A 16,630-nucleotide genomic window follows, 5' to 3' on the forward strand; every position below is an offset into this window, starting at 1 on the left:
AATCAAACCTTCTTCACGGGTAAATACACATCAGTGATAAAATCTTTCGGTCTCTCAGTTTCCAGCGGATTTGTTATATAAACATCGAATGGAGGTTTTGCCACACAATATCTTTCTTGTTCTACCCATTCATGTTGCTTCACATATACTGAGGTATTTTCTGAATAGGCTCCTTTAAGTCGGGTTTTAATGCACAATCGCGGATTAAAATCTTTTGTACCGGTGACATATTCTTTGATTGAAATTGCAAATTCAATATCATACCTTTCAAATAAATATTCCTCACTATGATATATTGTCATTGGCGGACCTATGGTTGTAAGACCATCTTCTGCTATTCTTTTATACAATTGATTAAAAAATACGTCATATCCTAAATTGCATTCTTCTAAACTTACTAATTTGCGAATTAATAAAATATACATAGTCGGTACTTCTACAAGCATAATATCTAAATCTTTTATATCGCTAAATACAGATTCATCTTTTTCAAGATTTTATATATCATTATTTATTTGTTGCAGCATTATATCATAGGCTGCTACCTTTGCTTGAATATCATATTTCTTTTTATTCAACAACACTATTAATTTTTCTTCAAACTGATCTTTTTCTAATTGTAAAAAGGTTTTTATTTCTTCTAATGAAATTTCATACGACTTTAAACGATTAATAAGAAGCATTGTTTCTAACTGTCTTATAGAGTAATATCTATATCCATTCTCTGGGTTAATTTCCTCCGAATTAATTAGATCAATCTCTGCATAATACCTAAGTGTTTTGGTGGACACTTGACATATCTTCGAAAACTCTCCAATTGAAAGCATAAATCCAACTCATCCTCCTTTCATATTCATCTATCCTCAACTACAATAATAAACCTTCCCCTAAGGTTAAAGTCAATTACTCTTATAAAAAATAAATAGTTTCTGCTACTAATTACTTTACTCTAGTGTTCTTCAATCTCAAGTTCTATTTTATGGTCGAGAGTTATATCAACTATATGAATTGCATCTCTTGAATTCGTATTTATAATACCTATTCCAGATCTTGAACACTGATCACTTACAGCTGAGTACATTGTCTCACCTTTCTCTAAGATATAATTTCTTAAATTTTTCCTGATAGATAATTTTTTACTGCCCGGGTTTCTCTTTTACTTTTTATGGGATCTACAGTTTTGATTCCTTTTTTCCTTTTATTATTTTCCATTTTTATCCCTCACTTAGTTACTATTATCAATACTATAATTGTACTTTAGCTAAGTTATTTTGAGCAAAAAAATAAGAGCTTTATCATTTAGTGATTAAACCCTAGATATATCAATGCTTTACACCGATGTCATATATATTTTCGAGTTAGAACTATTGTATATTAGTTCTAATTCGAAATATTCAAATATTAACGTTTATCTGTAAATAATTGGCTTAACGTTGTGAATTTACGCTTTGCGAGCACTGCCCCTTAGAGATATCGATATCTACTGCCCATGTATATCCAGCATTGATATATCCCCTACAATTTTCTATCCATAGTTTTCCTGCCGACTTCCTCCAGATTCCACTTACATATCTCTCGATAATATCTGCTCGAGTAAACCATTATCATATTCATTCACATCGTTTCTTCCTTCTTCTGACATAGAGGAAATACTATGCACTTCTACATTACCTTCGAGTTCCACTCTATTCTCTCGTAGAGAGCCTTCTTTATGAAGTTGTCTGCTTTTATCATATTTTCTCGTATCCTTCAAAATTCCAAAACCTCCTATTGTTCAGTCCTTCCCACGCTAACGCGTTTTGCATGGTACTATGACGTCTGCTGACTTCTGATAGTTCAGCCATACATCACTGTATGGGTTGTTATTTCTAAATTCATATCCACAACTTACCTATCAGATCTCCCCGGGTAAGAACGCAATCTTTCACTCCATCTATCTGCTACATTTACACCACTTGTTTCGAATAGTTTTGGGCTTCGTTTTGTATTGCAAACTTACCCACAAGCATATGCCTTATATGTAGTTTCTGTTCGTCAGACCGGAGTTTGGCCGCCAACTTCCTTCAGATTCCATCTCACGATGGACACCCTTGTCTTAAGCTATGCACTTGGCACTATTAACCCGTGCTAGGGACTTTCACCCATTAGATTGCGCCCATGCCTGGCGCACAATGAAAACCGCTAAGTATAACTGAGGCCGCTGAAAAAAGCACTCTTTATTTAGTAGAGTTTTCAAGCTTGAATAGAAAAAGCATGAGATGTCCATATTTTGGATATCTCATGCTTTTTATTTTATAATTAAGTTTTAAAAGCCCTATTTCATGCTTTTCAACTTAATTATTCTCTTTAGATTCACAGTGAAGATTGATAATGCACCTTGCATTTGCATGCTAATTAAGCCTGACGATATTGCTACATCATAGCTATGTTGGTGCTTAAGTTCACTGTTTTTAGCCTCTATCATATAACGTTCCCTAGCTCGTTTTTTAAAATATTCACTTTTTTCGAACTCTATTTGATCTTTGTGAGTATTTGACTTTATTGAAACTGAATAAGTTTTAGATTTAGCGCCTTCTTTATAACACCCATCTTTATGAACACAATTTTTACACTTTTCTACATTAAAATAGTAGGTTAGCACTTGATTTTTACCAACATTCTTCTTTCCCTGTTTTGCTTTTTTAATAGCCATATGACCTGCCGGACATACAAATAAACCAGCATCTTTATTAAACTCAAATTCATCTTCTTTTTTTCGCATTCCTTGTGAAATTACAGGATTTAGTCTTGAAATTAATGCAATTTTATTTTCTTTTGTATATTCTAGGTTTTTCTTTTCAGAATAAGCTGTATCTCCAATTACTTCATTTACATCTATACCAGCCTCACGGCTTTTTTCTATTAAGGTTATGAGCTCCTTTCCATCACTTTTTTCGCCAGTTGTAATAACAGCTGCTGTAATTAAACGTTCTTCACTCATAGCAAGGTGTGATTTATATCCAAAAAAAGAACTATCCTCAGTTTTATGCCCCACTTTTGCATCCTCATCTTTTGATATTTTTAGATTTTCTAAGTCATCATTAATAGCTTCAATTAAGTAGTTTAATTTAGTTTTCACAGCTGGATTTGCTGCAGTTTCTGGCTTCTCGTTTATGGTATCAATTAATAATTTGCAGTACTCAAGAATATCTTCAAGTACTCCAGTTGTAACTTTATTAGGTAACTCTTCTTTAATACCAGGATGTACTCCGTACAATGTTTTTCTTAAGTTTTTTGCACGTTTCAATAATTCCTCGCTTGCTGACTTTTGGTTATAACGTGACTTGGTATGCGTAGCATCAACTATTATTGCTTTACTTTTTAAAACTCCCTCTTTTATAGCAAGTTCTACAGTCTTGTTTATTAATAAATCCAATAAATTCATGTCTTTAAGGCGAAGCTTTCTAAATTTAGTTAGTGTACTTGAGTTTATTAAATTTGTTTCTTCTGGGGCTAAATTTAGAAAATATTTAAAGGACATGTCATAAAGAGTTCTTTCAACAACATCTTCATCAGACAATTCATATATTACTTTCAAAAGTAAATATTTAAATAGCATTATGGGGTTAATAGCACCTCTACCCATAGATGAACTATAGTTAATCATCAATTCGTCATAAACAAATGAAAAGTCAACAAGGTCATTAATTTGCTTTAAAATGTTATCTTTCGGAATAATTAACGAATATAAGCTATGGTATGTATTTATTTTTATTTCCAATTGTCCTTTTAGCATAATAGTTTAGCCCCTTTTATTTTATTCTACTATACTAATTCGACATATCTTTTAAAATTCCTTTTTGTTTTTTAGTCTTTTATATAAAAAAATCGCCATCTTTAATTAGATGACGATTTTTTTATATAGTTTTTCAGTGGCCTCGTATAACTTAGCGGTTTTTTTCTTACCTGGCGACAACCTACTCTTCCACAAGGTTACCCCTGCAGTACCATCGGCGCATTGAAGCTTAACCTTCGTGTTCGGTATGGGAACGGGTGTTACCTTCATGCCATAATCACCAGATTGAGAATATAAATATTCTCTGAAAATTGCACAGTGAATTAGTCTTTTCGCTTACGCTCAAAGCCTCGCTTCTTTCTTACGAAAGAAGTATTTCGCATTACTTTTAATTATATATTTAGGTCAAGCCCTCGACTTATTAGTATTAGTCAGCTGAACATGTTACCATGCTTACACCTCTAACCTATCAACCTGGTGGTCTTCCAGGAGTCTTACTAACACCGCACTTACGTGCGAGTTATGGGAAATCTCATCTCAGGGTGGGCTTCACGCTTAGATGCTTTCAGCGTTTATCCCTTCCAAACATAGCTACCCAGCGATGCCACTGGCGTGACAACTGGTGCACCAGAGGTTTGTCCATCCCGGTCCTCTCGTACTAAGGACAGCTCCCTTCAAATTTCCTACGCCCGCGACGGATAGGGACCGAACTGTCTCACGACGTTCTGAACCCAGCTCGCGTGCCGCTTTAATGGGCGAACAGCCCAACCCTTGGGACCTACTTCAGCCCCAGGATGCGACGAGCCGACATCGAGGTGCCAAACCTCCCCGTCGATGTGGACTCTTGGGGGAGATCAGCCTGTTATCCCCGAGGTAGCTTTTATCCGTTGAGCGATGGCCCTCCCACGAGGTACCACCGGATCACTAAGCCCGACTTTCGTCCCTGCTCCACTTGTAAGTGTCGCAGTCAGGCTCCCTTCTGCCTTTGCACTCTTCGCGCGATTTCCAACCGCGCTGAGGGAACCTTTGGGCGCCTCCGTTACTTTTTTGGAGGCGACCGCCCCAGTCAAACTGCCCACCTAACAATGTCCTGTGACCAGATTCATGGCCTCCAGTTAGAACCTCAGTACTGTCAGGGTGGTATCCCAAGGATGACTCCACACAGGCTGACGCCCATGTTTCTCAGTCTCCCACCTATCCTGTACAGACAATACCGAAATTCAATGCTAAGCTACAGTAAAGCTCTACGGGGTCTTTCCGTCCAATCGCGGGTAGCAAGCATCTTCACTTGCACTACAATTTCGCCGGATGTGTTGTTGAGACAGTGCCCAAATCATTACGCCATTCGTGCGGGTCGGAACTTACCCGACAAGGAATTTCGCTACCTTAGGACCGTTATAGTTACGGCCGCCGTTTACTGGGGCTTAAGTTCATAGCCTCGCTTGCGCTAACTAATCCCCTTAACCTTCCAGCACCGGGCAGGCGTCAGCCCCTATACATCAGCTTTCGCTTTAGCAGAGACCTGTGTTTTTGCTAAACAGTTGCTTGGGCCTATTCTCTGCGACCTACTTTCGTAGGCACCCCTTCTCCCGAAGTTACGGGGTCAATTTGCCGAGTTCCTTAACAACAATTCTTCCGATGGTCTTAGGATTCTCTCCTCACCTACCTGTGTCGGTTTGCGGTACGGGCACCAATATCCTCGATAGAGACTTTTCTTGGCAGCGTGGAATCAGATACTTCGGGAATAAATTCCCTTCCCCATCACATCTCAGCGTTAAGAGCAAACGGATTTGCCTGTCTGCTCCGCCTAAATGCTTAGACACACATCCAATAGTGTGCACATCTTATCCTCCTGCGTCATCCCATTTCTAATAACGTCCATTGGTGGTATCGGAATATCAACCGATTGTCCATCACCTACGCCTTTCGGCCTCGGCTTAGGTCCCGACTAACCCTGAGAGGACGAGCCTTCCTCAGGAAACCTTAGGTTTTCGACCGTTAAGATTCTCACTTAACTCTCGCTACTCATGCCAACATTCTCACTTCTGTACCGTCCACCACTCCTTACGGTATGACTTCAGCCAGTACAGAAAGCTCCTCTACCGCGTACACAATTGTGTACACCCATAGCTTCGGTGGTAAGTTTTAGCCCCGGACATCTTCGGCGCAGGATCTCTTGACTAGTGAGCTATTACGCACTCTTTAAATGAGTGGCTGCTTCTGAGCCAACATCCTAGTTGTCTTAGAAATCCCACATCCTTTTCCACTTAACTTACACTTTGGGACCTTAGCTGATGGTCTGGGCTGTTTCCCTTTTGACTACGGATCTTATCATTCGCAGTCTGACTGCCGAAATAAAAGTATATGGCATTCGGAGTTTGATAGGGTTCAGTAACTGTTGTCAGCCCCTAGCCCATTCAGTGCTCTACCTCCATTACTCAATTAATCGACGCTAGCCCTAAAGCTATTTCGAGGAGAACCAGCTATCTCCGAGTTCGATTGGAATTTCTCCGCTATCCACAGCTCATCCCATGGTTTTTCAACACCAACGTGGTTCGGACCTCCACGGAATTTTACTTCCGCTTCATCCTGGCCATGGATAGGTCACCCGGTTTCGGGTCTACGACATGCAACTATGCGCCCTATTCAGACTTGGTTTCCCTTCGGCTCCGTACCTTAAGTACTTAACCTTGCTACATATCGTAACTCGTTGGCTCGTTCTACAAAAAGCACGCCGTCACACATATAAAGTGCTTCGACCGGTTGTAGGCACACGGTTTCAGGTTCTATTTCACTCCCCTTCCGGGGTTCTTTTCACCTTTCCCTCACGGTACTTCTTCACTATCGGTCACTAGGTAGTATTTAGCCTTGGGAGGTGGTCCTCCCAGCTTCCCACAAGGTTTCACGTGTCTCGTGGTACTCTGGATTAGATCTGACTGTTTTTCCTTTTCATTTACAGGCCTATTACCTTCTGCGGAGCAGCTTTCCAGCTATCTTCAATTAAGGAATTGCAGTATTTATGATCTATCCTCAACCCCCAGGTCAAAGACCTGGGTTTGGGCTCTTTCCCTTTCGCTCGCCGCTACTTAGGAAATCGATATTTCTTTCTCTTCCTCCGGGTACTTAGATGTTTCAGTTCCCCGGGTCTACCTCTGCATACCTATTTATTCAGTATGCAGTACATAGTTGTTACTATGTGGGTTCCCCCATTCGGAAATCTTTGGATCACAGGCTATTTGCGCCTACCCAAAGCTTATCGCAGCTTAACGCGTCCTTCTTCGGCTCCTAGTGCCAAGGCATTCGCCATGCGCCCTTTGTAGCTTGACCTTGATTCTGTCTATTTACATAGACGGTTATATTAATTTTGCGAAATTGTATTAAATTAATTTATAAACTACTTGCGTAGTTTTAATTTTTTTAAAACAACTTTTTTCACTGTGCAATTTTCAAAGAACATTTTAAGAAAAACTATTCATTATCTAACTCCTAAGAGTTAGATAAAATTAGTCTCTCAAAATTAAACAGAGAACTAGGTACGATTAATTACAATAGATATTTTTGAAGAACAAATTAATATTCTTCTATTGCATCGACCGAAGTCAATACATCTACTCCCTAGAAAGGAGGTGATCCAGCCGCAGGTTCTCCTACGGCTACCTTGTTACGACTTCACCCCAATCATCAATCCCACCTTCGGCCGCTGGCTCCTTACGGTTACCTCACGGACTTCGGGTGTTACCAACTCTCATGGTGTGACGGGCGGTGTGTACAAGGCCCGGGAACGTATTCACCGCGACATGCTGATTCGCGATTACTAGCAACTCCGGCTTCATGTAGGCGAGTTGCAGCCTACAATCCGAACTGGGATGAGTTTTTGAGTTTGGCTCCACCTTGCGGTCTTGCATCTCTTTGTACTCACCATTGTAGCACGTGTGTAGCCCTAGACATAAGGGGCATGATGATTTGACGTCATCCCCACCTTCCTCCCGGTTAACCCGGGCAGTCTCACTAGAGTGCTCAACTTAATGGTAGCAACTAATGATAAGGGTTGCGCTCGTTGCGGGACTTAACCCAACATCTCACGACACGAGCTGACGACAACCATGCACCACCTGTCACCCTGTCCCGAAGGACTTCGCCCATCTCTGGGTTATGCAGGGGATGTCAAGTCTAGGTAAGGTTCTTCGCGTTGCTTCGAATTAAACCACATGCTCCGCTGCTTGTGCGGGCCCCCGTCAATTCCTTTGAGTTTTAATCTTGCGATCGTACTCCCCAGGCGGAATACTTAATGTGTTAACGGCGGCACCGAGGTTCGACCCCCGACACCTAGTATTCATCGTTTACGGCGTGGACTACCAGGGTATCTAATCCTGTTTGCTCCCCACGCTTTCATGCCTCAGCGTCAGTTACAGTCCAGTAAGTCGCCTTCGCCACTGGTGTTCTTCCTAATCTCTACGCATTTCACCGCTACACTAGGAATTCCACTTACCTCTCCTGCACTCTAGACACCCAGTTTCAAATGCAGCACCCAAGTTAAGCTCGGGTATTTCACATCTGACTTAAATGTCCGCCTACGCATCCTTTACGCCCAGTAAATCCGGACAACGCTTGCCACCTACGTATTACCGCGGCTGCTGGCACGTAGTTAGCCGTGGCTTCCTCCTCTGGTACCGTCATTATCGTCCCAGAAGACAGAACTTTACAACCCGAAGGCCTTCATCATTCACGCGGCGTTGCTGCGTCAGGGTTTCCCCCATTGCGCAATATTCCCCACTGCTGCCTCCCGTAGGAGTCTGGACCGTGTCTCAGTTCCAATGTGGCCGATCACCCTCTCAGGTCGGCTACGCATCGTCGCCTTGGTGAGCCGTTACCTCACCAACTAGCTAATGCGCCGCGGGTCCATCTCAAAGTGGAATTTTCTAAAAGAAAAATCCTTTGATGTTTCGATCATGCGACCAAAACATATTATGCGGTATTAATCTCCCTTTCGGGAGGCTATTCCCCTCTTTGAGGCAGGTTACCCACGTGTTACTCACCCGTCCGCCGCTAATCCACCCCGAAAGGTTTCATCGCTCGACTTGCATGTGTTAGGCACGCCGCCAGCGTTCGTCCTGAGCCAGGATCAAACTCTCAATTTAAAAGTTTACACTTTTTTAGTTGAAATGATTAATCTGCGACAACTGTTAAGTCGTTTAATCAACAATTAAGCTGATTCGCAAGCTCATTACATACTTTTAGTCTTACGACTAAATTTTACTTTATACTAAAGTAATTAACTGGTTTAACGAAATATTATTTCGCTATCTTTACCTATTTCTCTGTTTAATTTTCAAAGACCAATTTACTTTGTCATCATGTGACGACTTCTACTATATTACTAGGTATTTCTTATTTTGTCAACATTTCTTTTAAACATTTTTAAAATATTAAATGTTAACTTATCAATCTTTATAGTTACTCGTTCGTGACTACAAGGAGTATTCTATCATAATAATAAAATTCTATACTTAACCTACCATTTATATAATAGAATTATTATTCATTTGCTATATATTACTCTAATAATCTAATAATTAACTATGCTGACACACGTGAATAGGTGTCTGCGTGCTTTTTGCTTTAGTATCGTTTGTTAAAAAAATATTTTACTATATATTTCATAATTAGCTAACCATATAAATTAATATATGTATGATTGTATTATTTTTTGAAATATACCATCCTTGAATAAAAAAAAGGATTTACATAAATATTATATGTAAATCTTTTTTCAATATAAATAAATATAAATTTCAAATATTAAACTTAGCTTTATAGCTTCACTTTCATAAATATATTGCATTTAATATTAACAGTTATACCAAATGAATTCACATTATCCACAAATGTTCGCCTATTTATGTTAATAAAACCATATCATTTTTAATAATATGTAACTATATATTAGCTCCATTTTTTAGTGAATCGAGTAGGAGCTAAATAATTAATTTATTTAGCGACCTCTCACACCACCGTGCATACCGTTCGGTACACGGCGGTTCAATAGAAATTAATGTTTTAAGTTCAGGCATACATCACTGTATGGTTTGTTGTTTTTAAATTCATATCCACAACTTATCTATCAAATCTCCCCAGGTAAGAACGCAATCTTTCACTCCATCTATCTGCTACATTTACACCGCCTGTTTTCGAATAGTTTTGGGCTTCGCTTTGTATTGCAAACTTACCCACAAGCCTATGCCTTATATGTAGTTTCTGTTCGTCATACCAGAGTTTAGCCGCCAACTTCCTTCAGATTCCACGTCACCATGGACACCCTTGTCTTAAGCTATGCACTTGGAACTATCAACCCGTGCTAGGGACTTTCACCCTTTAGATTGCGCCCATGCTGGGCGCACAATAAAAATAACAGTCCTAATAGGACTGTTATTTGGTGGACCTTCAGGGACTCGAACCCCGGACCGACCGGTTATGAGCCGGTAGCTCTAACCAGCTGAGCTAAAGATCCATGTATTGACCTGGCGACAACCTACTCTTCCACAAGGTCACCCCTGCAGTACCATCGGCGCATTGAAGCTTAACCTTCGTGTTCGGTATGGGAACGGGTGTTACCTTCATGCCATAATCACCAGATTGAGAATATAAATATTCTCTGAAAATTGCACAGTGAATTAGTCTTTTCGCTTACGCTCAAAGCCTCGCTTCTTTCTTACGAAAGAAGTATTTCGCATTACTTTTAATTATATATTTAGGTCAAGCCCTCGACTTATTAGTATTAGTCAGCTGAACATGTTACCATGCTTACACCTCTAACCTATCAACCTGGTGGTCTTCCAGGAGTCTTACTAACATCGCACTTACGTGCGAGTTATGGGAAATCTCATCTCAGGGTGGGCTTCACGCTTAGATGCTTTCAGCGTTTATCCCTTCCAAACATAGCTACCCAGCGATGCCACTGGCGTGACAACTGGTGCACCAGAGGTTTGTCCATCCCGGTCCTCTCGTACTAAGGACAGCTCCCTTCAAATTTCCTACGCCCGCGACGGATAGGGACCGAACTGTCTCACGACGTTCTGAACCCAGCTCGCGTGCCGCTTTAATGGGCGAACAGCCCAACCCTTGGGACCTACTTCAGCCCCAGGATGCGACGAGCCGACATCGAGGTGCCAAACCTCCCCGTCGATGTGGACTCTTGGGGGAGATCAGCCTGTTATCCCCGAGGTAGCTTTTATCCGTTGAGCGATGGCCCTCCCACGAGGTACCACCGGATCACTAAGCCCGACTTTCGTCCCTGCTCCACTTGTAAGTGTCGCAGTCAGGCTCCCTTCTGCCTTTGCACTCTTCGCGCGATTTCCAACCGCGCTGAGGGAACCTTTGGGCGCCTCCGTTACTTTTTTGGAGGCGACCGCCCCAGTCAAACTGCCCACCTAACAATGTCCTGTGACCAGATTCATGGCCTCCAGTTAGAACCTCAGTACTGTCAGGGTGGTATCCCAAGGATGACTCCACACAGGCTGACGCCCATGTTTCTCAGTCTCCCACCTATCCTGTACAGACAATACCGAAATTCAATGCTAAGCTACAGTAAAGCTCTACGGGGTCTTTCCGTCCAATCGCGGGTAGCAAGCATCTTCACTTGCACTACAATTTCGCCGGATGTGTTGTTGAGACAGTGCCCAAATCATTACGCCATTCGTGCGGGTCGGAACTTACCCGACAAGGAATTTCGCTACCTTAGGACCGTTATAGTTACGGCCGCCGTTTACTGGGGCTTAAGTTCATAGCCTCGCTTGCGCTAACTAATCCCCTTAACCTTCCAGCACCGGGCAGGCGTCAGCCCCTATACATCAGCTTTCGCTTTAGCAGAGACCTGTGTTTTTGCTAAACAGTTGCTTGGGCCTATTCTCTGCGACCTACTTTCGTAGGCACCCCTTCTCCCGAAGTTACGGGGTCAATTTGCCGAGTTCCTTAACAACAATTCTTCCGATGGTCTTAGGATTCTCTCCTCACCTACCTGTGTCGGTTTGCGGTACGGGCACCAATATCCTCGATAGAGACTTTTCTTGGCAGCGTGGAATCAGATACTTCAGGAATAAATTCCCTTCCCCATCACATCTCAGCGTTAAGAGCAAACGGATTTGCCTGTCTGCTCCGCCTAAATGCTTAGACACACATCCAATAGTGTGCACATCTTATCCTCCTGCGTCATCCCATTTCTAATAACGTCCATTGGTGGTATCGGAATATCAACCGATTGTCCATCACCTACGCCTTTCGGCCTCGGCTTAGGTCCCGACTAACCCTGAGAGGACGAGCCTTCCTCAGGAAACCTTAGGTTTTCGACCGTTAAGATTCTCACTTAACTCTCGCTACTCATGCCAACATTCTCACTTCTGTACCGTCCACCACTCCTTACGGTATGACTTCAGCCAGTACAGAAAGCTCCTCTACCGCGTACACAATTGTGTACACCCATAGCTTCGGTGGTAAGTTTTAGCCCCGGACATCTTCGGCGCAGGATCTCTTGACTAGTGAGCTATTACGCACTCTTTAAATGAGTGGCTGCTTCTGAGCCAACATCCTAGTTGTCTTAGAAATCCCACATCCTTTTCCACTTAACTTACACTTTGGGACCTTAGCTGATGGTCTGGGCTGTTTCCCTTTTGACTACGGATCTTATCATTCGCAGTCTGACTGCCGAAATAAAAGTATATGGCATTCGGAGTTTGATAGGGTTCAGTAACTGTTGTCAGCCCCTAGCCCATTCAGTGCTCTACCTCCATTACTCAATTAATCGACGCTAGCCCTAAAGCTATTTCGAGGAGAACCAGCTATCTCCGAGTTCGATTGGAATTTCTCCGCTATCCACAGCTCATCCCATGGTTTTTCAACACCAACGTGGTTCGGACCTCCACGGAATTTTACTTCCGCTTCATCCTGGCCATGGATAGGTCACCCGGTTTCGGGTCTACGACATGCAACTATGCGCCCTATTCAGACTTGGTTTCCCTTCGGCTCCGTACCTTAAGTACTTAACCTTGCTACATATCGTAACTCGTTGGCTCGTTCTACAAAAAGCACGCCGTCACACATATAAAGTGCTTCGACCGGTTGTAGGCACACGGTTTCAGGTTCTATTTCACTCCCCTTCCGGGGTTCTTTTCACCTTTCCCTCACGGTACTTCTTCACTATCGGTCACTAGGTAGTATTTAGCCTTGGGAGGTGGTCCTCCCAGCTTCCCACAAGGTTTCACGTGTCTCGTGGTACTCTGGATTAGATCTGACTGTTTTTCCTTTTCATTTACAGGCCTATTACCTTCTGCGGAGCAGCTTTCCAGCTATCTTCAATTAAGGAATTGCAGTATTTATGATCTATCCTCAACCCCCAGGTCAAAGACCTGGGTTTGGGCTCTTTCCCTTTCGCTCGCCGCTACTTAGGAAATCGATATTTCTTTCTCTTCCTCCGGGTACTTAGATGTTTCAGTTCCCCGGGTCTACCTCTGCATACCTATTTATTCAGTATGCAGTACATAGTTGTTACTATGTGGGTTCCCCCATTCGGAAATCTTTGGATCACAGGCTATTTGCGCCTACCCAAAGCTTATCGCAGCTTAACGCGTCCTTCTTCGGCTCCTAGTGCCAAGGCATTCGCCATGCGCCCTTTGTAGCTTGACCTTGATTCTGTCTATTTACATAGACGGTTATATTAATTTTGCGAAATTGTATTAAATTAATTTATAAACTACTTGCGTAGTTTTAATTTTTTTAAAACAACTTTTTTCACTGTGCAATTTTCAAAGAACATTTTAAGAAAAACTATTCATTATCTAACTCCTAAGAGTTAGATAAAATTAGTCTCTCAAAATTAAACAGAGAACTAGGTACGATTAATTACAATAGATATTTTTGAAGAACAAATTAATATTCTTCTATTGCATCGACCGAAGTCAATACATCTACTCCCTAGAAAGGAGGTGATCCAGCCGCAGGTTCTCCTACGGCTACCTTGTTACGACTTCACCCCAATCATCAATCCCACCTTCGGCCGCTGGCTCCTTACGGTTACCTCACGGACTTCGGGTGTTACCAACTCTCATGGTGTGACGGGCGGTGTGTACAAGGCCCGGGAACGTATTCACCGCGACATGCTGATTCGCGATTACTAGCAACTCCGGCTTCATGTAGGCGAGTTGCAGCCTACAATCCGAACTGGGATGAGTTTTTGAGTTTGGCTCCACCTTGCGGTCTTGCATCTCTTTGTACTCACCATTGTAGCACGTGTGTAGCCCTAGACATAAGGGGCATGATGATTTGACGTCATCCCCACCTTCCTCCCGGTTAACCCGGGCAGTCTCACTAGAGTGCTCAACTTAATGGTAGCAACTAATGATAAGGGTTGCGCTCGTTGCGGGACTTAACCCAACATCTCACGACACGAGCTGACGACAACCATGCACCACCTGTCACCCTGTCCCGAAGGACTTCGCCCATCTCTGGGTTATGCAGGGGATGTCAAGTCTAGGTAAGGTTCTTCGCGTTGCTTCGAATTAAACCACATGCTCCGCTGCTTGTGCGGGCCCCCGTCAATTCCTTTGAGTTTTAATCTTGCGATCGTACTCCCCAGGCGGAATACTTAATGTGTTAACGGCGGCACCGAGGTTCGACCCCCGACACCTAGTATTCATCGTTTACGGCGTGGACTACCAGGGTATCTAATCCTGTTTGCTCCCCACGCTTTCATGCCTCAGCGTCAGTTACAGTCCAGTAAGTCGCCTTCGCCACTGGTGTTCTTCCTAATCTCTACGCATTTCACCGCTACACTAGGAATTCCACTTACCTCTCCTGCACTCTAGACACCCAGTTTCAAATGCAGCACCCAAGTTAAGCTCGGGTATTTCACATCTGACTTAAATGTCCGCCTACGCATCCTTTACGCCCAGTAAATCCGGACAACGCTTGCCACCTACGTATTACCGCGGCTGCTGGCACGTAGTTAGCCGTGGCTTCCTCCTCTGGTACCGTCATTATCGTCCCAGAAGACAGAACTTTACAACCCGAAGGCCTTCATCATTCACGCGGCGTTGCTGCGTCAGGGTTTCCCCCATTGCGCAATATTCCCCACTGCTGCCTCCCGTAGGAGTCTGGACCGTGTCTCAGTTCCAATGTGGCCGATCACCCTCTCAGGTCGGCTACGCATCGTCGCCTTGGTGAGCCGTTACCTCACCAACTAGCTAATGCGCCGCGGGTCCATCTCAAAGTGGAATTTTCTAAAAGAAAAATCCTTTGATGTTTCGATCATGCGACCAAAACATATTATGCGGTATTAATCTCCCTTTCGGGAGGCTATTCCCCTCTTTGAGGCAGGTTACCCACGTGTTACTCACCCGTCCGCCGCTAATCCACCCCGAAAGGTTTCATCGCTCGACTTGCATGTGTTAGGCACGCCGCCAGCGTTCGTCCTGAGCCAGGATCAAACTCTCAATTTAAAAGTTTACACTTTTTTAGTTGAAATGATTAATCTGCGACAACTGTTAAGTTGATTCGCAAGCTCATTACATACTTTTAGTCTTACGACTAAATTTTACTTTATACTAAAGTAATTAACTGGTTTAACGAAATATTATTTCGCTATCTTTACCTATTTCTCTGTTTAATTTTCAAAGACCAATTTATTTTGTCATCATGTGACGACTTCTACTATATTACTAGGTATTTCTTGTTTTGTCAACACTTTTATATGATATTTAAAATTTTTATATTTTTAATTCTAAATATCTCTTTCTTTCCATTTGTAGTAACAACAGTAACTAGCAAGTAAAACATCTAATAATATATGATTTGTATTTATTCTTTATGACTATTACTCTCTCTACGGTTATTCCTATATTTATCTCATAATACAACTCCTGTAATATTAACGACTTCAGAAGGAGATTTATGCTCCCGCTTATATCAGTGAGAGTATAAGTCTCCTTCTGAAATGCCGTTAAAACTATGGATATAACCTTTTATTTTATTTCTACATCATATTTGTTTTTTAATTCCGCTATGGAGCTTGTATATTTCTCATTTTGTTTTTGGTGTGAAATATTCTCCAAAATCATAGGCCTAGATTCTTCCAAGGATTTCATATCTTCTAGGATTTTCTCATCTAACTGTATTAAATGATATCCAAATTGAGTCTTAACAGGTTCACTTATTTCACCAACCTGTAGTTCAAAAGCTACTTTTTCAAATTCAGGAACCATTCTACCTCTAGTAAAACTACCTAAACTACCGCCTTGCGCTGATGATGGACATTTAGAATATTTTTTAGCCGCTTCCTCAAAAGACATTCCGTTAATTATTTCCGCTTTAATTTCTTGCATTTGCTCTAGGGTATCTACTAATATATGTTTAGCTGATGCAGTCTCGCCACTTTTAAACATTTGACTATTATCTTTATAGTACTTTTGAATCTCTTCTTCTGTTATATCTAAATCAGCCATTATGCTTTTGACGCCTACTTGTATTAAAACATCTTTTTGTATCAACTTCATTTGTTCTATATAGTCTGCGTCTTTCTCCATATCATTATCAAGAGCATAATTATATATTAATTCAAAATTTATCATTTGATCTAAAAATTGTTTTTTACCTTCTTCTGTTTTGTAGTGCTCTTGCGTTTCCTGTGGAAATCTTAATAATGATCTTTTTATATCTTTTTCAGTTATTTCACTTCCATTTACTATAGCTAAAACTTTATTCTCCATAATTACTCTCCTTTAAAATTATTATAATTATATATCTTCATTATCATGATACCATAAAAATAATGAAAAACACAATCAATAAAATGTTATTTAAAAATAAAAA

General features: G+C 41.7%; 6 protein-coding genes, 1 tRNA gene and 6 rRNA genes. All 13 read right to left on the bottom strand.

The genetic code is table 11. The features are described 5' to 3' along the window. Positions 1-2 precede the first annotated feature (2 nt). The gene (locus ACWJJT_RS10505) at positions 3-446 is read right to left on the bottom strand and encodes a GyrI-like domain-containing protein (RefSeq protein ID WP_462954708.1); all 444 of its coding nucleotides are present in this window, start codon (positions 444-446) and stop codon (positions 3-5) included. Positions 447-497: 51 nt separating this feature from the next. Beyond that, complete coding sequence (locus ACWJJT_RS10510; RefSeq protein WP_462954709.1) at positions 498-827, bottom strand: MerR family transcriptional regulator; 330 nt, start codon at positions 825-827, stop codon at positions 498-500. A gap of 122 nt (positions 828-949) precedes the next feature. Continuing rightward, positions 950-1,081 (bottom strand): Tn3 family transposase, encoded by a 132-nt coding sequence (locus ACWJJT_RS10515; protein WP_462954710.1) that lies wholly within the window; start codon positions 1,079-1,081, stop codon positions 950-952. 483 nt (positions 1,082-1,564) lie between these two features. Then, complete coding sequence (locus ACWJJT_RS10520; RefSeq protein WP_462954711.1) at positions 1,565-1,753, bottom strand: hypothetical protein; 189 nt, start codon at positions 1,751-1,753, stop codon at positions 1,565-1,567. Between the two features lie 561 nt (positions 1,754-2,314). Further along, on the bottom strand, positions 2,315-3,775 hold the full coding sequence (locus tag ACWJJT_RS10525) for an IS1182 family transposase (RefSeq protein WP_268064022.1): 1,461 nt from the start codon (positions 3,773-3,775) through the stop codon (positions 2,315-2,317). Between the two features lie 168 nt (positions 3,776-3,943). Beyond that, positions 3,944-4,060, bottom strand: a 5S ribosomal RNA gene (gene rrf, locus ACWJJT_RS10530). Positions 4,061-4,176: 116 nt separating this feature from the next. Further along, positions 4,177-7,102 (bottom strand): 23S ribosomal RNA (locus tag ACWJJT_RS10535). A gap of 292 nt (positions 7,103-7,394) precedes the next feature. Then, positions 7,395-8,913 (bottom strand): 16S ribosomal RNA (locus tag ACWJJT_RS10540). Between the two features lie 1,293 nt (positions 8,914-10,206). Further along, positions 10,207-10,283, bottom strand: a tRNA-Ile gene (locus tag ACWJJT_RS10545). Between the two features lie 8 nt (positions 10,284-10,291). Beyond that, positions 10,292-10,408: ribosomal RNA gene (gene rrf, locus ACWJJT_RS10550) — 5S ribosomal RNA — on the bottom strand. Positions 10,409-10,524: 116 nt separating this feature from the next. Further along, a 23S ribosomal RNA gene (locus ACWJJT_RS10555) occupies positions 10,525-13,450 on the bottom strand. Between the two features lie 292 nt (positions 13,451-13,742). Beyond that, positions 13,743-15,261: ribosomal RNA gene (locus ACWJJT_RS10560) — 16S ribosomal RNA — on the bottom strand. The 16S, 23S and 5S rRNA genes sit together here with 1 tRNA gene alongside, the layout of an rRNA operon. A gap of 522 nt (positions 15,262-15,783) precedes the next feature. Further along, positions 15,784-16,527: a peptidylprolyl isomerase gene (locus tag ACWJJT_RS10565; RefSeq protein WP_462954712.1), complete on the bottom strand. Its 744-nt coding sequence runs from the start codon at positions 16,525-16,527 to the stop codon at positions 15,784-15,786. Positions 16,528-16,630: the final 103 nt, after the last annotated feature.

It is taken from the genome of Clostridium sp. CM041 (genome assembly GCF_055081035.1).